Origin of the sequence: Affinundibacterium seohonense, assembly GCF_014284305.1 — a bacterium.
Taxonomy (GTDB): Bacteria; Pseudomonadota; Gammaproteobacteria; order Burkholderiales; family Burkholderiaceae_D; genus Undibacterium; species Undibacterium seohonense.
In genome coordinates, this window is the sequence record NZ_JACOFW010000016.1 from 20585 (window position 1) to 41445 (window position 20861).

A 20861-nucleotide genomic window follows, 5' to 3' on the forward strand; every position below is an offset into this window, starting at 1 on the left:
GTTGTCGACCTGACTTCATTCAGGTTCGTCTATTACGAACATTAGCAATCAAATTGGAAGTCATTGATTTTAAATAAGTTTATGTTTTTAATGTCCTTAGTGAGCATTAGCCTGCAAATAAACTTATGCCCAGTATGGTATGTACTTAGCATATCTTCGCGAGGCATTTTCAGGATCTTCAAGTTTAACCATACCTTCTTCAATTGCTTGACTAACAATACGAGAAGCAACATCAGATTGTCTCGATCCCAAGCCAAATCGCTCCCGTAAACTCTGATTCGTCATTTTTTCTCCAATCAGATAACGAAGCACGCAGTGCTGAAAACATGCTCTGACTTTATCTGACTTATCCATATCTTCAAATTGTTTGTGGGCAAATAAAGTTGTGTATGTGCGTTTTTCCCCAATACGAATATCCAAAGGAGGTAATTGAAACATCTCAATACTACTCACAACTTTATCGATACCACTGCCTTTTTCTTCACAAATTCTTAACCGTCGCATCAGGTCTGCTAGACGTTCGTTTCTAGATTGATACTCATCAATAAAGCGATTGGCTTCAATACAAGGCAAGCCCGGATTGCTGATTTCTAAGCGATTACTATAAATATCAATCGAAACGGATGAGCCAGGCTCATTGAGATCTTGATGAATAAGTGCATTGGCAACCAATTCCCGTATCGCTATTTCAGGAAACATTGGCACAGCTTCACGTAAGGCTTGGCCTATTACCTCATTTGCAGGTAGTTGACCATTGATGTATTCAATCAACCCAGAGAATCCTACCGCGTAACCTTTTTTTCCTATCGTGTCACGAAGCGTCCGTAATTTATCTTTTCCCTCGTAAGTCGTAACACGTACAGATTTTCGAGACAAAGTATCAAAGCTATCTAAATTTTTTGCGAACAACAACGCGCCGAGATGAGTGATCTTGTAGTGAGAACCTTCATGAATAATCAGTTTTTCTCGTATAAATCGCTCCAACACACCTTCTCTATCAATTGGATAGGGGAGTTGGATTAATTCAAAATAACTTTGCGTGTCGAGCAGTGAAATGACATCGGATGCACTGACTTTATCAAGCGCAATTTTTGATTCAAAAACCGGCTGACCCTCTGCAAATATCATGCGCAATCGATCTTCACTCATTGGCACCAGCTCTTCACCAGAGCGCATTAGATAACTACCTTCAAAATGATATGCCGTACCAGCAAGGCGAGCAGGAATAGAAAAAACAAGTACACGACCATCCGGATGTGCGACCTCTGATACATCAACGCGAAAACCAATTGCAATGAATATTTTAGAAGTAATATCCATCAGATCAGTGAACGCCTGTGTGCCGACAACTTGTCTAGGTGCTTGATCAGCAATGCCTAGCAATAAATGCCCACCACCCTCGTTGGCAAGCGCCACGCAATATTTAAACAATCTCTTGGTGTCAAATTGCGTCTTCGCCTCCTTAAATTCAAGGTTTTGCGTTTCAGATTTAACTTGTCGCCATTTATCGATTTGATCGACACTAATGTCCATTTTCTCTCCAGACTAAAAGCCATTTAACAGCGTAGGGCGCAATGAATTGCGCCATCCACCCCACCAAACACCAAAAAAATTCAACATTCCCATGCGGCGCAATTCATTGCACCCTACGATCTTACTCTCCCGCCCAATCCGCCGGATACACACCTTGCTCAACCAAACCATGAAAAGTCGAATGCGGCCAATCGGCAACTTTGCTCACCAAACCATGTTTGACGGGATTGATGTGCACGTAGTTCATGTGCGCCGCATAATCGGCTTCATTCCGAATCAAATGTTCCCAAAAACGTCGTTGCCAGATGCCGCGTTCACCGCGTCGTTGACGTGTCGCGGAAAGGGTTTCCGTTTTAGGTAGTGACTTTGAGAAGATCGCTTTGATCCGTCGCCAGCGCACAGCAAAATCTACATCCCCTTCGGGCAATTCCATCACACAATGCAAATGATCAGGTAGCACCACCCAAGCATGTATTAAAAACGGATGCAAGCGCCGCACCTCCCGCACCGCCTCACGCAATAGTCCAATATGCCGCACCAACAAATCATTGCCCGAGCGTTCCAGTAGATTCACCGTAAAAAAGTAAGTCCCACCCGGATGCCACAAGCGTCGATAATTCGGCATACATCATCTCCCATCGTAAACATAATCGGTGTAATAAGGTATCGACGTATTGGCGTATTGGCGTATCGGCGTATCGGCGTAAGGCGCAATGTATTGCGCCATTGGTTCAACCACGCGTCACGGTAATTTTAACCTTCCAATGCACCGTAAGGCGCAATGTATTGCGCCATTCATTTCGTCACGCATCACGGAATTTTTAACGATCCCATGCGGCGCAATTCATTGCGCCCTACGTCCCTAATTATGTGTGCAATCTCGCCGATATGAATTATTTCATCATCGAATTCTTTAAAAATTGGCGCCGAACATTCTGGATTGCCACAATATCCACCAGAATCAGCGAATAGACGAAGCTTCGTCATTTGAGTTGGTGCAACCCTTCCGTGTAAACAAGTCATGTGATCGCTTTCAATATGAGTGATGTTCGCTAGCGGCCTATTTGGCACCTTGCAATTCGTTTGGAAACTCTATGTTTTTAATTTTACGTAGCAACTTAGGTCGCGCAGAACTTGAATTTTTAAGAACAAAGACAGTCTCACTCATTATCTATTCCAATAGCTAGGCTTCCCGACAATAACTTAGGTAATAATGAATCACGAATTGAAATTATCTCTCTATTTTCCAGAAGCAGCGAAGTGATTTTTTCATAAATACTACTCGCCTCTTTTGTATAGGCCTGAACAAGCTTTTCATTTGGAACTAGCGTACGAATCAAACGAAAATTGGTCTTACTAATTTCTGCAAAAGTAGTGCCACTGGAACGTTGTTTGATCTCGTCCATGACAGACTCTGCCCATTGCACAATATATTCTGGACTCAGAATTTTCTCGCACTTCATTGCGATGTAACCCTGATTGATAGCAACTGGAATTTTCGCAATTGCTAAATAACCGACAGGCGCACGTGATGACATCAATACGGTGTTTCGAGGTAAAAGTCCTGAGCTAATCTTTTTTAAGCCAGCATCCGTAATTTTTCTATCTGTTTCCAAAAGAATCTTGTCCGTTAGGTTTGACATGTCTTTTGGCGTTGTCCAATGATGTTCTCCATCTTCCCAAAATTCAGTGTTCGCAGTGCTCGGCGTGCCACCACCAACGACATCAACTTCTTTTCCAATTTCACTTACATGCCACCCCTCCGGTATCTCTCCCAACTCCGAATCCACCAACGCATCTGGGAATAGGGCTGCGGTCCTTTTGAGGTTTTGTTGGGTTTCTGGTGGTAGTTGGACTAGTTGGTCTGGGGTTTTGCCGCTGATGGCGCACATGGCGGCGCGTTCTATTTCTTCAGGCGATGCGCCCGCTTCTTTGGCTGCGATCTTGGCGCGTGTGGGTTCGAAATTGACAAACCAACTTTTGAAGTGGGCTTGTGCGATTTGTTCTAGGGTTTGGTTGGTTTGGCGGTTGAGTTCGATTTTTTCTTCAATTGCTTCCAAAAGATCGACAATCTTTTCTCCATCAGCGTCTAATTCTGGGATCTCAAATGCGAAAAAATCTTCTCTGCTCAAGCCTAAATTTGTGGTGCCTGTCGCGTGGGATCGACAATGTTGCCGATACTGGGGACTTCTTAATACCCAATAAAAAAATGGCCTGTGTATATCAGTTTTAAAGGATAGTTTCACAGTGTCTTGCGTCATTCGACCAACTGCGACTTCAGGGGGAACCCTAGCGACCGAACCTAAAAGATCTCCTGATTGAGTTACGTCCTTTAAAGAAACGAACATGTCACCGGGATAAACCAATAATTTGTCTGGAGATGGTCCGCCGTATGTCCTTAATTTTTCTTGACGAAATCCTCCGTCCCGTGCGATCGATCCCAATCCTAGAAGATAGGGGCCTGGTAAATCAAGCAACGCACTCTTGTAGGTCGTTCCGCGTTGAAGTTCTACATGATCACCGATGCACTTAGAACTCATAACCCAACCCCGCCAAGTTCTTCTTAATCTCCACTTCCAAGCGATCACTCTCTTCAAACTGGTTTTTCAATTGGGCAGTCAAACGCGCCATCTTGTCAGCAAAGGCTTCGCCATCCTCCGCCACATCTTCCGCACCCACGTAACGCCCAGGTGTCAGCACGAAATCGTGTTTTTGAATATCGGCTAAATTCGCGCTAGAACAAAAACCTTTTTGATCTTCGTAGTCTTTCCCCATTTGCCATGCGTGATACACATCGCCAATTTTGTTGAGGTCGTCTTGCGTGAAGTCGCGTAGCACGCGGTCTTTCATGTAGCCGAGATTACGCGCATCGATGAACAGTACTTTGTTTCTGCGGTCAATCAATTGACGACCACTTGCCGCGGTGCGGGCGTTTTTGTTTTTAGTGAGGAACCAGATGCAGGCGGGGATTTGGGTGTTGGTGAACAGTTGCCCCGGTAGCGCGACCATGCATTCGACTAAATCGTTTTCGATTAAGGCTTTGCGGATATCGCCTTCGCCGCTGGTGTTGGAGCTCATGGAGCCGTTTGCTAACAACAGACCGAGGCTGCCGTTGGGTGCTAAGTGATACAGCATGTGTTGCAGCCATGCGAAGTTGGCATTGCCGGAAGGTGGTTTGCCATAGACCCAGCGCGGGTCATTGTCGTCCACCCCCGTGTCCCATTCTTTCATATTGAAGGGCGGGTTCGCCATCACAAAGTCGGCGCGCAGGTCGGGGTGTTGGTCGTTGGTGTAGGTGTTGGCGGGCTCTTTGCCAAAATTAAAATCAATGCCACGAATCGCCATGTTCATGGCGGCGAGTTGCCATGTGGTGTGGTTGTATTCTTGGCCGTAGATAGAGACATCGCCGATCTTACCTTTGTGGGCGGTGATGAATTGTTCGGATTGCACAAAGAAACCACCCGAGCCCATTGCCGGGTCGTACACGCGGCCTTTGTAGGGTTCTAGCATTTGCACGATGAGACTGACGATGGCTTTGGGTGTGTAGAACTGCCCGCCTTTTTTTCCTTCGGCTAAGGCGAATTGCCCTAGAAAATATTCGTAGACGTGGCCGAGGATATCTTTGCTCGAAAGCGATTCGTGCTTGAACGGAATGGTGGAAATTAAGTCGATCAACTCACCCAGTTTGGCTTGGTCGATTTGTAATTGCGTGTAGCGCTTGTTGAGTACGCCTTTGAGCTTGGGATTGTCGATTTCAATCGCGTCTAAGGCGTAATCAATGAGATGCCCGACGGAGTTGATTTTGATGTTTTTGATTTCGCCTTTGCTTTGTACGGGTAGCTCCGCACTACCGATGACGACTTTGTTATTGTCGCGCAAAAATTGCCAGCGAGCGACAGGTGGCACCCAGAAGGTATTGGTTTCGAGATAGTAGTCGCGACCTTCGAGTTCGCTGGCGATGTCGGCTTGGTAGTCGGCGTCGTCATCAAAATCGGCAGGGTCTACGAAGTAATCGTTATCGGGATTGGTGAATTGCGCCTTGAGTTCGTCACGGCGAATATCAAAGGCATCGGACACATATTTCAAAAACACTAGCCCCAGCATGACATGCTTGTATTGCGAGGCGTCGAGTGAGGGGAGGAGTTTGTTGGCGCTGGTCCAGAGTTTTTTCTCTAGATTGTTGAGGAATTCTTGTTCGTTTTGGTCGGTCATGTGTTCTTAGTTTTTTATGTTCTTGTTTGATGAGTCATTATTTCTGCCGTGTAAATCATGCTGATCTACATGGCACTTTCAAACTGTTCGCTTTCTATGCGTTGACGTCGTTCATCGAGCGTTTCACCTTCGTACATCCAAAATACCGAACCGCTGACACTGCTTACGCTATGGCCTTTGGCTTGCAGAATATTGAGTGCTGAGCGCGACAGGCTTGTGACGGTGCCTTGGTATTCAATTTGGGTTTCATTGAGCACTGTGCATTTGATGTCGGTATCGCGAGAGAAAACTAGTTCTGCACCGACTGGCACATCAATTGCGCGTAGATTAATGCGATCACGTCTGGCGCGTGTTTCGGTAACAGCACGTTGCTCTTCTGCGTCTTCGAATATCCCGACGCGTGGCGTGACATCTTGATGCGGTGTTAAGCGCAATGCCGTAACAACTTTCTCTGGCGATAGACGAAAGAATTCGCGATTAGGTCGAATGCGTTGTTCCGCAAACAGGGTATGCAAAATGCGTTCAATCTCGAACGCGTTTTCAACGCGGGCTGCGTAGTGGCATTCGAAAGGCAGGGGGAGGGACGTGCGATCTAAAGTTTTGATGCGATTTTCTATATTGTCGGTGTAACCAATTTTGATGATGCCAGGCATCGCTTCATTGGTCATTACGTAAACTATGTCGCCCATTGTGCTAGTCCTTAGTCACGGATTGATTTGCTTGCAAGCATTGTAAGTGAGTTTGCAAGGAATCTTAAAGGCAGAATGATATGTTTATTTCTTTCTACAACAAAAACAAAAAAGCCCTGTTATTGCTAACAGGGCTTTGTGTTCTGGTGGTGATAGGTGGATTTGAACCACCGACCCCAGCATTATGAGTGCTGTGCTCTAACCAACTGAGCTATATCACCAAGAAGCCCAAGATTATGCCAGCGGAAGTTAGAAGCGTCAAGAATTAATCTGAATTGCTTATGTGTGGTTAAGAAAATTCCTTAACGTCGCTTAAGTTCTACTAAGTTTGTCAGAACAAGGTGTGTGTATGCTGTACCACTTGCTCGTTAATATTATCTTTGGTGCAATCGATGATTAGGCGCTCGGGAATTGAGCGACACCAAGTTAGTTGGCGCTTGGCTAGTTGGCGGGTGGCGATGATGCCACGTTCGCGCATTTCTTGGTAGCTTATGCTGCCGTCTAAGTAATCCCAAGCTTGGCGATAGCCAACGCAGCGTATTGAAGGCAGATCTGCGTTCAAATCGGGTCTGAGTTTGAGCTGCCGCACTTCGTCGATAAAGCCTTGTTCCAACATGATGTCGAAGCGTTTGGCGATGCGCTCGTGTAGGAAGCTGCGGTCGCTTGGTTCTAATGAAATCGGTAATAGGTCGAATGGCGCTGCAGCTCTAGGTTGCTGGGCGATGAGTGAGGACATTGCTTGCCCTGTGAGCTGATAGATTTCTAAGGCGCGTTGTATGCGTTGGCTGTCGTTGGGTTGCAGGCGCGCAGCGGTGATGGGGTCAACTTGCGCTAGTCGTGCATGTAAACCCGGTGCGCCGATTGCAGCCATGTCGGCATCGAGTTGGACGCGGATGGCGGGATCGGCTGGTGGTAGGTCGTCGATGCCGTTGATCAGGGCTTTGTAATACATCATGGTGCCGCCAACCAAGATCGGGAGTTTGCCGCGTTCGCGTATGTCTTTAACCAGTCTGGCGCTGTCGTTTAAGAATTGGGCGACGGAATAGGTTTCGCTGGGGTCGATAATGTCGATCAAATGATGCGGGGCGGCGGCAAGCTCTTCGGCGTTGGGTTTTGCAGTGCCTATGTTCATGTCGCGATAGACTAGCGCCGAATCGACAGAAATGATTTCGGCTGGGACTTCGCGTGCAATCGCCAAGGCCGCTGCGGTTTTGCCGGAAGCGGTGGGACCCATGATGGCGATGATTTTTTGTTGTGGCATAAATTTTTTAAAACTTAAAAAGATTGAACCGCAGAGGCGCAGAGATCGCAGAGGTTTTTATATTGCAAAGGTGAAGCAAGTTTGAGTTAGTAAAACGCACTTCGTTTTTCTCTGCGTACTCTGCGCCTCTGCGGCAAAGATGTTTAATCACTGCCCACGCATAAACATTCTATCCAAGTCATTCAATCCCAATTGCACCCAAGTCGGTCGACCATGATTGCATTGATCCGCCCGTTCCGTTTGCTCCATTTGGCGTAGTAGGGCGTTCATTTCCACTATCGTTAAACTGCGGTTCGCACGCACTGCTGTGTGGCAGGCGAGGGTGCCGAGTAATTCGTTGCGTCTATCGATTAGCACGCGTGAGCCGCCAAATTCTCTGACTTCGCGTAAGACATCGCGTGCTAAAGATTGGGCGTCGGCGTTTTTTAATAAAGCAGGTACCGCACGCACGGCTAAGGTAGTCGGTGAGATAGCAGCGATATCGAAACCTAGTGACTTTAAGATGTCTTGGTTTTCTTCTGCAGTGCCGACTTCAACGCCATCGGCGTGAAAGGTCATCGGTATCAATAGTGATTGCACAGGCATGGCGTTTTCATCTAAGGCATTTTTGAGTTGTTCGTACAAAATGCGTTCGTGTGCTGCGTGCATATCAACTAGGACTAAGCCTTTGCTGTTTTGCGCCAGCACATAAATGCCGTGTAGCTGGGCTAGTGCAAAGCCGAGCGGGTGATCGTCGTTGGGTAAATTAGATTCCCCTGCTTGAGCTGTTTTGCCTCCAAAAAAGGCGCCGTAACTTTCTGCCGATTGAGCCACGCCTGCGCCTTGCGCACGTTGCTGCATGAAACTGTAATCGTAGCCAGTGCTATTGCCACCATTATTGCCAGCATTGCCACCGTAGCCGCCACTTTGGTTTAAGTCGCTATCTTTGATGGCAAATGCAGGTGATGCAAATTGCGCTGAAAAGCTGGTTTGTTCGCCACTTATCCAAGGCATACGTCCGCTATTGTTCGTCGCTTCGCTTAAACCTGCTGTCGCTGGGGCAGGTACTGTGCCGAACGCGGTCGCCGAGGTTTGTGCCAACGCGCGATTGACCGCATGGAAGACAAATTGATGCACAGCTCGGCTATCGCGGAAACGGACTTCAATCTTGGATGGGTGCACATTCACGTCGACGAGTGCTGGATCGAGGTCGAGTGCGATGACGTAGGAGGGATAACGGTCACCATGCAAGACATCTTGATACGCAGCACGCACTGCGTGAGTTAATAACTTATCGCGGACAAAGCGGCCGTTGACATAAAAATACTGGGCATCGGCGCGGCCTTTTGATGCGGTCGGCAGGCCGATGAAACCATGCAAGCGTAATGGCCCTGCGCATTCGTCAACGGCTAAGCGAGCGTTGGCAAAGCCATCGCCCAAAATCGTTGCACTACGTTTGTCTATCGCACTGACATTCCAATGATCGACGGTTTTGCCATTGTGCGTTAAGGAAAATGAAACGTCAGGCCGTGCCAAAGCGATACGACGCACGACTTCGGCGCAATGACCGAATTCAGTTTGTTCCGATTTTAGGAATTTACGCCGTGCTGGCGTGTTGTAATACAAATCTTGTACATCGACCGTCGTACCTTGTGCGCCGGAAGCTGGGGTGATGTTGCCATTTTCAATTTGCCAGGCATGCGGTGCTTCCGCAGTGCGAGTGGTCAGCGTCAAAATCGCCACCGAAGAGATCGATGCCAGCGCTTCACCACGAAAACCTAAAGTAGCCACGTTTTCTAATTCTTCTAGCGATGTGATTTTGGATGTGGCGTGACGTTGCACGGCAAGCGGCAATTGGTCGGCGGGGATGCCGCGTCCATTATCGATAATCGCGATGCGCTTGACGCCACCTTCTTCGAGGCGAACGGTAATATTGCTAGCACCCGCATCTAATGCATTTTCCAGTAATTCTTTTACTACGGCAGAGGGGCGCTCCACGACTTCGCCAGCGGCGATTTGAGAAATTAAATGGTCAGGCAGCGCCTGAATCGGGCGGGGAGATAATGTTGTCGTCATACTGGCATTATAACTGTGTTCGCTTAGTGTATGATGTCGCCGCGAGTCGATCTCTCGTGACTTTTTTATTCAATTTAATCAATAGAATTTGCCCTCACTGAAAGTTAAGCATTATGGATTTGATGCAGTTTTTAGATATGGTGTTGCATGTCGATAAGATGGGGCAACTGATTGAACAATATGGCACGCTCATCTATGTGGTGCTGTTTGCTATCGTATTTTGTGAAACCGCTTTTGTTATTTTTCCATTTTTGCCCGGTGATTCTTTGCTGTTTATCGCAGGGACTTTTTGCGCTGCTGGTGCGATGGATCCTTGGTTTTTGATTGCGATTCTATTATTTGCTTCTATCTCTGGAAATTCGATTAATTATTGGATAGGAAGCACGATTGGTCACAAGGTGATGGCAGGTAATTCGCGCTGGATCGATAAGGGCGCGCTGCAAAAGACACACGCGTTCTATGAAAAACATGGTGGCAAGACCATTGTGTTAGCGCGCTTTACACCGATTGTGCGTACCTTTGCCCCATTCGTTGCGGGTTTTTCTGAAATGAGCCATCGCAGTTTTCAATTCTATAATGTCCTTGGTGCGATCTTATGGATCGTCTCTTTGATTTTGGCTGGTTATTATTTTGGTCATATTCCTCTGATTAAAAATAATCTTTCCATCATCGTGATGGTCGGCGTTGGCGCCGCGATTGTTCCTATCATATTAGGACTGGCATGGAAGTTTGGTCGCAAATTGTTTAGCAAAAAAGTTTCTTAAACTTTTAGAAATGAAATCCTCTGGCACTGATCATCAAGTGATTTGGTTGCAGCCAGAGGCGCCGCCAAAGCCAAAAGCGGGACAAAACTGTAATGGCTGTGGCGTTTGTTGTGCTGCCAGTCCTTGTCCCGTTTCCCGCATTTTTCTGTGGCAGTGGCGCGGTCGTTGCCGTGCTCTGGAATGGCATGCCGAGGTGCGGCAATACCGATGCGGTATGCTGCTACGACCAGCCCATTATCTGTTGCTATTACCTTACAGGGGCGAGCCACTTTTTCAACGCTGGGTGCGTCGCTCGATTGCTGCCGATGTTGCCTGTGATTCGAGTGCTGAATTGCACTGATCCTCTTCGTTTATTTATTCAATCTATTTTTAATCTATTTTTAATCTATTTTTTTAATCTATTAAGCAGTTTGCGATCAAATGGTGGCTTCTGTGCATCGACTTGTGTCGTTCCGACTCGCTAAATGCTTTGCACGTATAAGCAAAGCGTTTTAAAAGATTGGAAAGTGGTATGCGAGTTCTATAGAATGTGTTGATGCTTGTTCGGGCTTTATCCTGCCTGCGCAAAACGCGAACAACCAGAAGGGAATTCCTCCGTGATAGAAATCGCGCAATTAGAAAAAGATTATGTGGTGCAAGGAAGACAGGTCTCGGCACTACGAAATATTAATTTGCACATCGCTCAAGGCGAAGTGTTTGGCATCATCGGTCGCTCAGGTGCGGGCAAGAGTACCTTATTGCGTGCATTGAATTTATTAGAGCGTCCAAGTCGTGGCAAAGTCGTTTTTGAAGGTGAAGACATCACGCAATTTGATACGACCCAGCTACAAAACTTGCGTCAACGTATTGGTATGGTGTTTCAGCACTTTAATTTATTGAGTGCAAAAACCGTCACGCAAAATATCGAGTTCCCACTCAAGTTGACCGGGAAATATACGGCAGAAGAGCGGGCAAAACGGGTTGCAGAATTGATCGAATTAGTCGGTTTGCAAGAGCACGCGAATAAGTATCCGGCGCAACTATCGGGTGGTCAAAAACAAAGGGTTGGCATCGCCCGCGCCTTGGCCAATTACCCGCATTTACTGTTATGCGATGAGGCGACGTCGGCGTTGGATCCTGAGACGACGCAACAAATTTTGCGCCTTTTGCTCGACATCAATCAAAAACTCGGCTTGACTATTGTGTTGATTACTCACGAGATGCAGGTGATACGTAGTATTTGCGATCGGGTTGCGGTGATTGATAGCGGTGAGATCGTTGAGACTGGCAATGTGGTCGAAGTCTTTTTACATCCACGCCATACGGTGACACAAAGCTTAGTCGCAGAAAATCAAGCCTTAGATCTGAGCTTGCTGCAAGAACTCGCGCAGCGTGGGCAAGGTGCCAAGCGCAGTCATTTGCTGCGCTTGACTTACGTTGGCAGTGCGACCCATGAACCGATTTTAAGTCGCATCACCGCGCAAACGAGCGCCGATATTACCATCTTACAAGGCGTGATTGCGCGCATCAAAAATACGCCTTACGGTCAATTGATTGTTGAGGTGATCGGCGAAGAGTCCGAAATCGATAATGTGTTAAAGCTCTTAGGTCAAGCCGATATTCGAGTTGATGTGCTGAATCACTTAGTCAATCAAACAGTCAATCAAACTCAGGAGATGTAAATGGATTTTTCAGTGATTGATTGGGAAGATATTCTGCAAGCGACTTTAGATACGCTGACGATGACCGGGGTTTCTTTGGTGTTCACCATATTGCTTGGTTTGCCATTAGGTGTGCTTTTGTTTTTGACAGGGAAGAAGCAGTTGCTAGAACAGCGCGGCATTTATGCGCTTTTATCTTTTGTCGTAAATATGCTGCGCTCGGTGCCTTTTATTATTTTGTTGATCGTTTTGATTCCTTTGACCTTGATCTTGGTGGGCACGTCATTGGGCGTGGCGGGAACCATTCCCCCATTGGTGATAGGCACCACGCCTTTCTTTGCACGATTGGTGGAAAACGTATTGCGTGAAGTTGATAAAGGCATCATTGAAGCATGTCAGGCAATGGGTGCTAAAACGCATCAAATCATTTTGCAAGCATTGTTACCCGAAGCTTTGCCAGGATTATTGGCAGCGACAACGGTGACGACGATCGCCTTAGTGTCTTACTCGGCGATGTCGGGCGTGATCGGTGGTGGCGGTTTGGGTGATCTCGCTTTGCGTTATGGTTATCAACGTTTTCAAACTGAAGTCATGATCGTGACGGTGGCGATCTTGGTGATTTTGGTTCAGTTGTTTCAATGGTGGGGCGATCTGTTGGTCGCTAAGTTTACGCGTAAGTAATTCTTGCTAGAACTGTTTAAAACGAATTTATTTAACTAATTTGCCGAAAGATTGAGAGCTTTTATGTCCGTAGTTTCCAAACAAAGCCGTCGTATTTTTACACTGACAGGTTTGAGTCTGTTGCTGTGCGCGAGTGCGGTGCAAGCGCAAGAGACTCTAACCATTGCAGCCAATCCTGTTCCACATGCAGAGATCTTGGAGTTTGTTAAGCCATTGCTGGCCAAGCAAGGTGTGACGCTGAAGATTAAAGTGTTCACTGACTACATACAACCTGGCGTACAGGTGAATGAAAAGCGTTTGGACGGTAATTATTATTTGACGCAACCTTACTTGAACGAGTTTAAGAAAAGTCACAAAAATGATCTGCAAGTGCCGCTGGTGAAAGTGCATGTAGAACCATTTGCAGGCTATTCCAGTAAATACAAAAAACTCAGCGATTTGCCAAACGGCGCGACGATTGCGATTCCGAATGATCCAGCCAATTCAGGTCGCGCTTTGATTTTGTTGGCGAAGCAGGGGTTGTTAAAGTTAAAGGATATGAACAATATCTCTGCCACCAAAAAAGATATCATCGATAATCCTAAAAATCTGAAATTCAAAGAGTTAGAAGCTGCTACCTTACCGCGTATATTAGGACAAGTGGATCTGGCTTTGATCAACACCAATTACGCGATTGAGGCGAAATTGAATCCATTGAAAGATTCCTTATTTATCGAAGATGCGAACTCGCCGTATGCGAATTTGTTGGTGGCGCGTGAAGATAATAAGAATAGTCCAGCATTTAAGAAATTGGCAGTCGCTTTGAATTCACCCGAAGTGAAGAAATTTATTCAAGAGCGCTATAAGGGCGCTGTGGTGCCTGCGTTTTGATGGGGAACTTGAGTCTGGATACTTATTGTTAAAGATGTGATGTGAATAATGGATTTAAATACCCCTCTCCCGCAAGCGGGAGAGGGGAAGGGGTGAGGGTGGTTAAGAATTCGCGAAAAGTTGAGTGAGATAAACTAAGCAAAAACCTAAAAGGTGTGAGCATTAGACTTAATTCGAATCTGGACGTCCCTCATCCCCGACCCTTCTCCCGCTCGCGGGAGAAGGGAGATTCACCCTAGGCTATCAAGAAATCTAATCTAGATGGTGTTATCACAAATCTAAGTGTGACAACAAACAGCAAATTCATGGGACGGGTGAAACCCGCGCTGCTTATGTGCTGCTCTGGTACTCGATAGACTGGCTGCGCGGGTTTCACCCGCCCTATATGTTATCGATGCATACAGTGCGGTATTTGCTCAAGCGATCTTTCCACGATTTAAAGGCGGATTTTTGGAAAAATATTTCTTAATCCCTCTGACGATCGCTTCCGCTAACTCATTCTGATAGGCTTCGTCGGTCAAGCGCGCTTCTTCTTCCGGATTGGAGATGAAGGCCGATTCAATCAAAATACTAGGAATATCCGGTGCTTTTAAGACGGCAAATCCAGCTTGTTCGACAGCCGGTTTATGCAAGCGATTCACCCCTGAAATTTCCTTTAAAACGACTTTGCCAACTTTCATGCTGTCGTTGATCTGCGCTGTGGTAGAGAGATCGAGTAGGACGCCCGCTAATTGCTTATCTTGATTTTTGAGGTTGATGCCACCGATCAGATCCGCGTCGTTCTCTTTCTTGGCTAGCCAACGAGCAGCGGTTGATGTTGCGCCTTTTTCGGATAGTACGAATACTGAAGAGCCGCGTGCTCTTGGTTCGATAAACGCGTCGGCATGGATTGATACGAATAAATCTGCTTGTACGCCACGTGCTTTCTTAACGCGGGTTTGCAGCGGTACAAAAAAATCACCATCACGCGTCAACATCACGCGCATATTGTCTTCTTGTTCTAATTGGTGTTTGAGGCGTTTCGCAATCGCCAGCACCACGTCTTTTTCGCGACTACCAGCACGACCAATCGCTCCCGGATCTTCACCGCCATGGCCGGGATCAAGGGCGATGGTAATCATGCGGATTTGTTGATTGCCGGCGGGTTTGTCGATTTTTTGTTCTGGCCTGCTGTCGACCTTATTGTCAGTCTTGTTGTCGGTTTTATTGTTGCTGCTTTCGTTCTTACCATTCCCAGACATGGCCGCAGTGAGCGCATCGTCTTTTTGCCATTCGCCTTTTTCAATTAAGGCCGTGATTGGATCAACTGGATTGGCTGGGTACAAATCGAATACCAAGCGATGTTGATAATCGCCAATCGGTTTTAAGCTAAAGACCTGCGGACTAATTTCTTCTTTCAAGTCAAACACTAAGCGAACGACGTTGGGTCGATTTTGTCCAACCCTGACTTGTTTGATGTAAGGATCATTGGTCTGAATCTTGGCGACGAGATCTTTTAAGGTGGCGTTTAAAGTTAAGCCTTCAATTTCGACCACCATGCGATTCGGGTCTTTGACCAGAAAATGCGTGGCTTTAAGCTCCGCGTCGTTTTCTAAGGTAACGCGGGTATAGTCAGCCGCAGGCCAAACCCGTACCGCCAAGATTTGCATGGCGTTGGCTGCGGCAGGCGCGAGCACGGATAAAAAAAGAGTAGCGCCTGCTTTTAGGAAGGTACGGCGGGGAGCAGGAGGGCGGCTGGACATAATCAACTCAAACTTAAAGATTTGGTGCAAAGTGCAATTGACTCAGACAGGCGTTACCTTTATCTGATAAAGCGCGTAATTCTACCTCGCGTCCGACATCTACAATAGCAAAATGAATTTCCAAATCCGGTAAAGGCAAAATGCCATCGGCTTTTTCTGGCCATTCGATGATGCAAATGGTTTGATCATTCATCTCATCGCGAAAGCCCGCTTCGATGAACTCGTCGGGACTGCGCATACGATATAAGTCAAAATGCATTAACTTGGTGACTTCCCCTTTCACCATGATTTCATAAGGCTCTGCCAAGGTATAGGTCGGGCTTTTGACCGTGCCTTGATGACCCGCAGCGTGCAGAATGGCACGGGTTAAGGCGGTTTTGCCTGCGCCAAGATCGCCATGTAAATTAATCACGATGCCTGCCACTAAGCAGTGCGCTAAACTTTTGCCTAGTGCCTGAGTAGCCGCTTCATCTGCCAAGCTTGTCTTATAATGTTGCATTCTGAATTCTTTGCTGCCGTAGAAGGCTCAAAACATACCATAACATGACTGACTACGTCCAACTTGCGCAAGAAATCAAAGAACTCGGCAAACAAGCTGGGTTTGCCGATGTGCGGATTAGCGATGTGGATTTGTCGCATGTGGTCGAAGGCTATCAAGCTTGGATTGACGCTGGTTTTCATGGCGAGATGGCGTATATGGAAAGCCATGGTAGCAAACGCTATCGACCTGATGAATTGGTGCCGGGAACGGTGCGGGTAATTACAGCACGCATGGATTATCTGCCAAGCGATACGCCAGACGACTGGCGTGATATCGAAAAAACGCGGGCGGCCGATCAAGCCGTGATCTCGATTTATGCGCGCGGGCGGGATTATCACAAAGTCTTGCGCCAACGCTTGCAACAATTGGCTGAGGCGATTGCCGCTAAAGTTGGTGACTTTGGCTATCGCGTGTTTACCGATTCGGCACCGGTGATGGAAGTGGCTTTGGCGGAGAAAGCGGGCCTTGGTTGGCGTGGCAAGCATACCTTGTTACTGACCCGTGAAGCTGGGTCCTTATTTTTCTTAGGTGAAATCCTAGTTGATATTCCTTTGCCGGTCGATCCGCCGACCAGTAATCATTGTGGTCAATGTCGTTCCTGTATTGATGTCTGTCCGACGCAGGCGATTATCGCGCCTTATCAACTCGATGCGCGGCGTTGCATCTCGTATTTGACGATAGAACTGCATGGCGCGATTCCTGTTGAATTGCGTCCACTGATTGGTAATCGCGTGTACGGCTGCGATGACTGTCAGTTGTATTGTCCTTGGAATAAATTTGCCCAAGCCGCGACGGTGAATGACTTTGATGTGCGGCATGGTTTGGATCAGCGCACGATGTTGGAATTATTTGCGTGGAGCGAAGCGGACTTTTTACGCAGGATGGAAGGTAGCCCAATCCGGCGTATAGGTTATGAGAAATGGTTGCGTAATCTCGCTGTGGGTTTGGGGAACGCCGCAAGCGAATACCAAGGCAGAGCGGATATCGTGCAGGCTTTGCAAGCGCGTCTCGAAGATAGCTCAGAACTTGTGCGCGAGCATGTGCAATGGGCCTTGGCGCAGCATCTGCAGTAAGACTATTTCAATAAGCCAGCTAATTCGACTGCCGACTTAATCTGCATTTTGTCAAAAATATGGGCACGATGAACTTCCACCGTTCGCATACTAATACCAAGTTCATCGGCGATGTTCTTGTTCATTTTGCCTTGTAGGATAAGTTCAAGCACTTCATGCTCTCGTTGCGATAAACTTTGCAAACGTAGCTGCACCTGATGTGCTTCACCCGCTTTGATCGATTGTTGCAAGGCTTGTTCGACTCTGTCCATTAAGGCATTGTCGTTAAAAGGTTTTTCGAAAAAGTCGAAGGCGCCGCGTTTTAAACTATCCACCGCCATCGGCACATCGCCATGACCAGTCAGAAAAATCACTGGCAATCGTTGTGTTAATTGACGTGTACTTAAAATATCAAATAGCGCGGTGCCGCTTAATTCTGCCATTCTGACGTCTAAAAGGAGGCAATCGCCTTCTTTAGCAAACACCAAACCTTGATCTATGGTTGCCAGAAAAACTTCGCCATTGGCATAGGTCTTTGCTTCAATTTGACGTGAGCGCGCCAGCCACAGCAGGGCGTCGCGTAGTACTTCTTCGTCATCAACAATATGTAGCATAGATGTCTCTCAATCGTGATTCGGCTTGCTTGCACAGGGTATGGTAAATTCAAACACAGTCCCACCCACGGGGTTGGGGCGGTATTTCAAACTACCACCGTGGAACTCTATCGCAGTCCGACAAATATTCAAACCCATTCCCATTCCATCTGCCTTGGTGGAGAAAAAAGGAGAAAAGAGTTTTTCTGCGACTTCTGGCGCAATACCGTGACCTTGATCAATCACTTGGATCAGAACCAAACGAGGAAAGTGTTTGTCAGGACTCATGTTCAGGTGCGCGTGAATCTGCATTTGTCGGTGTTGATATGCTACATCTTGCATGGCCTCGATCGCATTGCGCGTCAGATTCAGAAGGACTTGTTCAATCAAGACTTGATCCGCATACACTTCAGGTAAATCCGCATCGATTTGATAATGGACATGGATGTGTGAACTTTGTGCTTGTAAAGCAACGAGCGGCATCACGCTTTGTAGTAGAGCATTGATATTAAAGTTGCTCCTGCTCGCTTCGCGTTTCTTGACAAATTGATGGACGCTGCGTATTACTTGTGCAGCCCGTTGTGCTTGCTGTGTGGTTTTTTCTAGTGCCTGACTCAAAGATTGAAGATCGACATTGTCGCCTTGTTTGAGCAGATTGAGCGCACCAGTGGTGTAGCTAGAAATCGCAGCGAGTGGTTGATTTAGTTCATGCGCCAGCATCGAGGCCATTTCGCCCATGGTGGCGAGGCGGGCGTTTTGATGTAGTTTTTCTTCTTGTTGACGGCTCAGTTCTTGTGCTCGCTTTAGTTCGGATACGTCGAGAATAGAACTCATCCAACCAGTTTGTCGGCCCTTGTCGTCCACTAGGGGTGATTCATAAATGAGTACAGGAAAGCGTTCGCCATTGGCGCGCTGATAGATGGTTTCAAAGCCTTCCGGTTGTACCGTGCCGGTCAAAATCTGGGCGAAACGATTTTCGTATTCGGCAATTTCCTCGGGAGCCCAATAGGGCATGGGCGGTAATTTGCCGACCAATTCTTCTGCAGGAAAACCCAGCATTTTGCAGAATGATGGGTTGACATAGGTGAGGCGACCTTCCATGTCACGCGCGCGTAGCCCTGTGATGAGCGAGTTTTCCATAGCGGCTCGGAACGCAACTTCTTTGCGCAAGGCACCTTCTGCGTGCAGGCGTCGATTGATGTCGCGCCATAGGGCGATCAGACTCCAGACTAGGCCAAGTGACAATAAGACCACCGAAACGACAAGTAAATTCGATAATAGTTTGGGTTCGCTCTTGGTGCTATTGGTATGTAAATGTAAAGTGAGCTGTGGAAATTCTAAACTACGGTTATGGGTATAGACGCTTTTGCCAGCGCCACCTGCGGTGCGCTTGGCCAAAATGTTATCCTCCTGATCGAGCAAGGAAATTTCGTTCTCCTGCGCAAACCACCAAGGGACAGTTTCGTCTAGTAAGACTTGTAGCTGATAGCTGACGGTAATGCTGGCGCGATATTGGTTGTCGCGAAAAATAGGGTAGCGACAAACCAGGTTGTGGCTAGCCATTTTTGTACAAATCGGCTTTCGTAGTTTTTGAGTGAAGCTTTCGCTCGCGGCTAAAGCTTGTTTGAGTATGTCTGTGTTGACGGTAAGTCCGCTGGTGCTGCTGGTATTGCTGGCAATCTGCTTCTGCTGTGCATCCCATAGGATGACATCTTGGATCTCGTGATTATTTGTTGCATACAATCGCAAGCGATCCGTGATGGTGGCTGCTTCAATGTTGTTATCGACAAAATCTTCTGCAATGGTTAATAAGCTCTCTTCATTGCGTTTGAGCTGAAATTGCAGCGCTTGCTCTACCCATAAAGTATCGGCAATCAATTGCTCTTGTCGCTCATTGGCTTCCATGCGCTGTGCCTGCCAAGGCAACCAGATCAAGACGGCCACGAATAAGAGGACAAGGACGATAGGAAGCATCCACGGCAGTGAAGTGCGAAATTTTTTCGTGGTTAAGGGCTTGATTGGCATGGTAAAAGTGTAGCTGAACTCGCTTGACTTTCGCAGGGAGACTTGGGTTTGTCTATTTCTGACGACATTGTGGTAAACCACAGTTGTCTATTGTCGTTTAAACGGCTAATAATGCTTACACAATTATTAAACTAGGAGACTTCTATGAAACACCAAGATAGCCAACAACAAAAACGCCAAACTTTACGCCATGTATTGCGCGCGATTGGGGCGACTTCGCTGATCGCGACGGGTTTGGGGCTCAGCAGTATGGCTTTGGCGCAAACACCGATCGTGATCAAGTTTAGCCATGTGGTGGCGAACGACACGCCAAAAGGTAAAGCCGCGGAGCGATTCAAAGAATTAGCAGAAAAAGGCACAAAAGGCCGCGTCAAGGTCGAACTGTATCCGAACAGTACGCTGTACAAAGATAAGGAAGAGTTGGAAGCATTGCAATTAGGTGCAGTCCAAATGTTGGCACCATCGCTGGCAAAATTTGGTCCGCTGGGCGTGAAAGAATTTGAGGTTTTTGATTTACCCTATATTTTTCAAAATCGTGATGTTTTGCATCGTGTCACCGAGGGACCGGTTGGTGCCAGCTTGCTCGCAAAGTTAGAACCGAAAGGCATTACTGGATTGGGATTTTGGGATAATGGATTTAAAGTCATGTCTTCGAATATTCCTATGCGCGTACCAGGCGATTTAAAGGGGAAAAAATTACGCATACAATCCTCTAAAGTGCTGGATGCACAAATGCGTGCACTGGGTGCAAATCCACAAGTCATGGCCTTCTCTGAAGTCTACCAAGCCTTGCAAACAGGCGTGGTCGATGGCACAGAGAATCCACCGTCCAATTTGTATACGCAAAAAATGCACGAGGTGCAAAAACACGTCACGATGACCAATCACGGCTACCTCGGCTATGCGGTGATTGTGAATAAGAAATTCTGGGATGGACTGCCAGCCGACATTCGTACTGAGCTCAACAAAGCGATGAAGTCCGCTACACAATACGCGAATGCGATCGCACAAATCGAAAATGATAATGCAATCGAAGCCGTGAAAAAATCCGGTAAAACTACCGTGTATGCGCCGACGGAGAAAGAACGTGCAGAGTGGATTAAAGTTTTGATGCCAGTACAGAAAACGATGGAAGATCGTATCGGTAAAGAGTTGATTCAAAGTGTACATAAAGAAGCCCAAGCGTTGGGCTTAAAGTAAGCC

At 47.1% G+C, this 20861-nt stretch carries 18 protein-coding genes and 1 tRNA gene; 7 read left to right on the forward strand and 12 right to left on the reverse strand.

Annotated features, from left to right (window positions below; all coding sequences use genetic code 11):
* Positions 1-123: 123 nt before the first annotated feature.
* The 8 genes from H8K52_RS13700 to mutL form a co-directional block, all read right to left on the reverse strand.
* The gene (locus tag H8K52_RS13700) at positions 124-1533 is read right to left on the reverse strand and encodes an ATP-binding protein (RefSeq protein ID WP_186923474.1); all 1410 of its coding nucleotides are present in this window, start codon (positions 1531-1533) and stop codon (positions 124-126) included.
* A 121-nt stretch (positions 1534-1654) separates the two neighbouring features.
* Positions 1655-2158 carry an REP-associated tyrosine transposase gene (locus H8K52_RS13705; protein ID WP_186923475.1) on the reverse strand — a complete coding sequence of 168 codons (504 nt, stop codon included), beginning with the start codon at positions 2156-2158 and terminating at the stop codon, positions 1655-1657.
* Between the two features lie 535 nt (positions 2159-2693).
* On the reverse strand, positions 2694-4073 hold the full coding sequence (locus tag H8K52_RS13710) for a restriction endonuclease subunit S (protein ID WP_186923476.1): 1380 nt from the start codon (positions 4071-4073) through the stop codon (positions 2694-2696).
* Positions 4063-5745 carry a class I SAM-dependent DNA methyltransferase gene (locus H8K52_RS13715; protein WP_186923477.1) on the reverse strand — a complete coding sequence of 561 codons (1683 nt, stop codon included), beginning with the start codon at positions 5743-5745 and terminating at the stop codon, positions 4063-4065. The genes H8K52_RS13710 and H8K52_RS13715 overlap by 11 nt, the downstream gene beginning before the upstream one ends.
* A gap of 65 nt (positions 5746-5810) precedes the next feature.
* Positions 5811-6434: a GIY-YIG nuclease family protein gene (locus H8K52_RS13720; protein ID WP_186923478.1), complete on the reverse strand. Its 624-nt coding sequence runs from the start codon at positions 6432-6434 to the stop codon at positions 5811-5813.
* A 144-nt stretch (positions 6435-6578) separates the two neighbouring features.
* Positions 6579-6655, reverse strand: a tRNA-Met gene (locus H8K52_RS13725).
* A 110-nt stretch (positions 6656-6765) separates the two neighbouring features.
* On the reverse strand, positions 6766-7695 hold the full coding sequence (gene miaA, locus H8K52_RS13730) for a tRNA (adenosine(37)-N6)-dimethylallyltransferase MiaA (RefSeq protein ID WP_186923479.1): 930 nt from the start codon (positions 7693-7695) through the stop codon (positions 6766-6768).
* Positions 7696-7842: 147 nt separating this feature from the next.
* Positions 7843-9750, reverse strand: coding sequence for a DNA mismatch repair endonuclease MutL (gene mutL / locus H8K52_RS13735; protein ID WP_186923480.1), 1908 nt, complete (start codon positions 9748-9750; stop codon positions 7843-7845).
* A 113-nt stretch (positions 9751-9863) separates the two neighbouring features.
* Between mutL and H8K52_RS13740 the strand changes: the two genes are divergently transcribed.
* The 5 genes from H8K52_RS13740 to H8K52_RS13760 all read left to right on the forward strand — a co-directional run bounded on the left by H8K52_RS13740 (position 9864) and on the right by H8K52_RS13760 (position 13705).
* Positions 9864-10514, forward strand: a complete 651-nt coding sequence (locus H8K52_RS13740; protein WP_186923481.1) for a VTT domain-containing protein — start codon at positions 9864-9866, stop codon at positions 10512-10514.
* A gap of 10 nt (positions 10515-10524) precedes the next feature.
* A complete protein-coding gene (locus tag H8K52_RS13745) occupies positions 10525-10854 on the forward strand; it encodes a hypothetical protein (protein ID WP_186923482.1) in 330 nt (109 codons plus the stop codon).
* Between the two features lie 256 nt (positions 10855-11110).
* Complete coding sequence (locus tag H8K52_RS13750) at positions 11111-12175, forward strand: ATP-binding cassette domain-containing protein (RefSeq protein ID WP_186923483.1); 1065 nt, start codon at positions 11111-11113, stop codon at positions 12173-12175.
* Positions 12176-12835 (forward strand): methionine ABC transporter permease, encoded by a 660-nt coding sequence (locus H8K52_RS13755; protein WP_186923484.1) that lies wholly within the window; start codon positions 12176-12178, stop codon positions 12833-12835.
* A 63-nt stretch (positions 12836-12898) separates the two neighbouring features.
* Positions 12899-13705, forward strand: coding sequence for a MetQ/NlpA family ABC transporter substrate-binding protein (locus tag H8K52_RS13760; RefSeq protein WP_186923485.1), 807 nt, complete (start codon positions 12899-12901; stop codon positions 13703-13705).
* 416 nt (positions 13706-14121) lie between these two features.
* On the opposite strand, the gene H8K52_RS13765 is transcribed toward H8K52_RS13760, so the two are convergent.
* Positions 14122-15447: an N-acetylmuramoyl-L-alanine amidase gene (locus tag H8K52_RS13765; RefSeq protein WP_186923486.1), complete on the reverse strand. Its 1326-nt coding sequence runs from the start codon at positions 15445-15447 to the stop codon at positions 14122-14124.
* A 13-nt stretch (positions 15448-15460) separates the two neighbouring features.
* Positions 15461-15946 carry a tRNA (adenosine(37)-N6)-threonylcarbamoyltransferase complex ATPase subunit type 1 TsaE gene (gene tsaE / locus H8K52_RS13770; protein ID WP_186923487.1) on the reverse strand — a complete coding sequence of 162 codons (486 nt, stop codon included), beginning with the start codon at positions 15944-15946 and terminating at the stop codon, positions 15461-15463.
* 44 nt (positions 15947-15990) lie between these two features.
* Here tsaE and queG point away from each other — a divergent pair, with 44 nt between their 5' ends.
* A complete protein-coding gene (gene queG, locus H8K52_RS13775; protein WP_186923488.1) occupies positions 15991-17061 on the forward strand; it encodes a tRNA epoxyqueuosine(34) reductase QueG in 1071 nt (356 codons plus the stop codon).
* 2 nt (positions 17062-17063) lie between these two features.
* Here the strand turns inward: queG and H8K52_RS13780 are convergent, their stop codons facing one another.
* Both H8K52_RS13780 and H8K52_RS13785 read right to left on the reverse strand, forming a co-directional pair.
* Positions 17064-17654, reverse strand: a complete 591-nt coding sequence (locus tag H8K52_RS13780) for a response regulator transcription factor (RefSeq protein WP_186923489.1) — start codon at positions 17652-17654, stop codon at positions 17064-17066.
* Positions 17655-17663: 9 nt separating this feature from the next.
* Complete coding sequence (locus H8K52_RS13785; RefSeq protein WP_186923490.1) at positions 17664-19658, reverse strand: two-component system sensor histidine kinase NtrB; 1995 nt, start codon at positions 19656-19658, stop codon at positions 17664-17666.
* A 249-nt stretch (positions 19659-19907) separates the two neighbouring features.
* Here H8K52_RS13785 and H8K52_RS13790 point away from each other — a divergent pair, with 249 nt between their 5' ends.
* Entirely contained in the window at positions 19908-20858 is a 951-nt protein-coding gene (locus H8K52_RS13790; protein WP_246464544.1) for a TRAP transporter substrate-binding protein, read from the forward strand.
* The last annotated feature ends 3 nt before the right edge of the window (positions 20859-20861 follow it).

What these genes read in the sequence shown, in the direction of transcription:
- H8K52_RS13705 (WP_186923475.1), bottom strand. Translation starts at nt 2,158, where the DNA reads ATGCCGAATTATCGACGCTTGTGGCATCCGGGTGGGACTTACTTTTTT.
- queG (WP_186923488.1), top strand. Translation starts at nt 15,991, where the DNA reads ATGACTGACTACGTCCAACTTGCGCAAGAAATCAAAGAACTCGGCAAA.
- H8K52_RS13780 (WP_186923489.1), bottom strand. Translation starts at nt 17,654, where the DNA reads ATGCTACATATTGTTGATGACGAAGAAGTACTACGCGACGCCCTGCTG.
- H8K52_RS13700 (WP_186923474.1), bottom strand. Translation starts at nt 1,533, where the DNA reads ATGGACATTAGTGTCGATCAAATCGATAAATGGCGACAAGTTAAATCT.
- H8K52_RS13785 (WP_186923490.1), bottom strand. Translation starts at nt 19,658, where the DNA reads ATGCCAATCAAGCCCTTAACCACGAAAAAATTTCGCACTTCACTGCCG.
- H8K52_RS13740 (WP_186923481.1), top strand. Translation starts at nt 9,864, where the DNA reads ATGGATTTGATGCAGTTTTTAGATATGGTGTTGCATGTCGATAAGATG.
- H8K52_RS13710 (WP_186923476.1), bottom strand. Translation starts at nt 4,073, where the DNA reads ATGAGTTCTAAGTGCATCGGTGATCATGTAGAACTTCAACGCGGAACG.
- miaA (WP_186923479.1), bottom strand. Translation starts at nt 7,695, where the DNA reads ATGCCACAACAAAAAATCATCGCCATCATGGGTCCCACCGCTTCCGGC.
- tsaE (WP_186923487.1), bottom strand. Translation starts at nt 15,946, where the DNA reads ATGCAACATTATAAGACAAGCTTGGCAGATGAAGCGGCTACTCAGGCA.
- H8K52_RS13760 (WP_186923485.1), top strand. Translation starts at nt 12,899, where the DNA reads ATGTCCGTAGTTTCCAAACAAAGCCGTCGTATTTTTACACTGACAGGT.
- H8K52_RS13745 (WP_186923482.1), top strand. Translation starts at nt 10,525, where the DNA reads ATGAAATCCTCTGGCACTGATCATCAAGTGATTTGGTTGCAGCCAGAG.
- H8K52_RS13755 (WP_186923484.1), top strand. Translation starts at nt 12,176, where the DNA reads ATGGATTTTTCAGTGATTGATTGGGAAGATATTCTGCAAGCGACTTTA.
- H8K52_RS13765 (WP_186923486.1), bottom strand. Translation starts at nt 15,447, where the DNA reads ATGTCCAGCCGCCCTCCTGCTCCCCGCCGTACCTTCCTAAAAGCAGGC.
- H8K52_RS13715 (WP_186923477.1), bottom strand. Translation starts at nt 5,745, where the DNA reads ATGACCGACCAAAACGAACAAGAATTCCTCAACAATCTAGAGAAAAAA.
- H8K52_RS13790 (WP_246464544.1), top strand. Translation starts at nt 19,908, where the DNA reads ATGGCTTTGGCGCAAACACCGATCGTGATCAAGTTTAGCCATGTGGTG.
- H8K52_RS13720 (WP_186923478.1), bottom strand. Translation starts at nt 6,434, where the DNA reads ATGGGCGACATAGTTTACGTAATGACCAATGAAGCGATGCCTGGCATC.
- mutL (WP_186923480.1), bottom strand. Translation starts at nt 9,750, where the DNA reads ATGACGACAACATTATCTCCCCGCCCGATTCAGGCGCTGCCTGACCAT.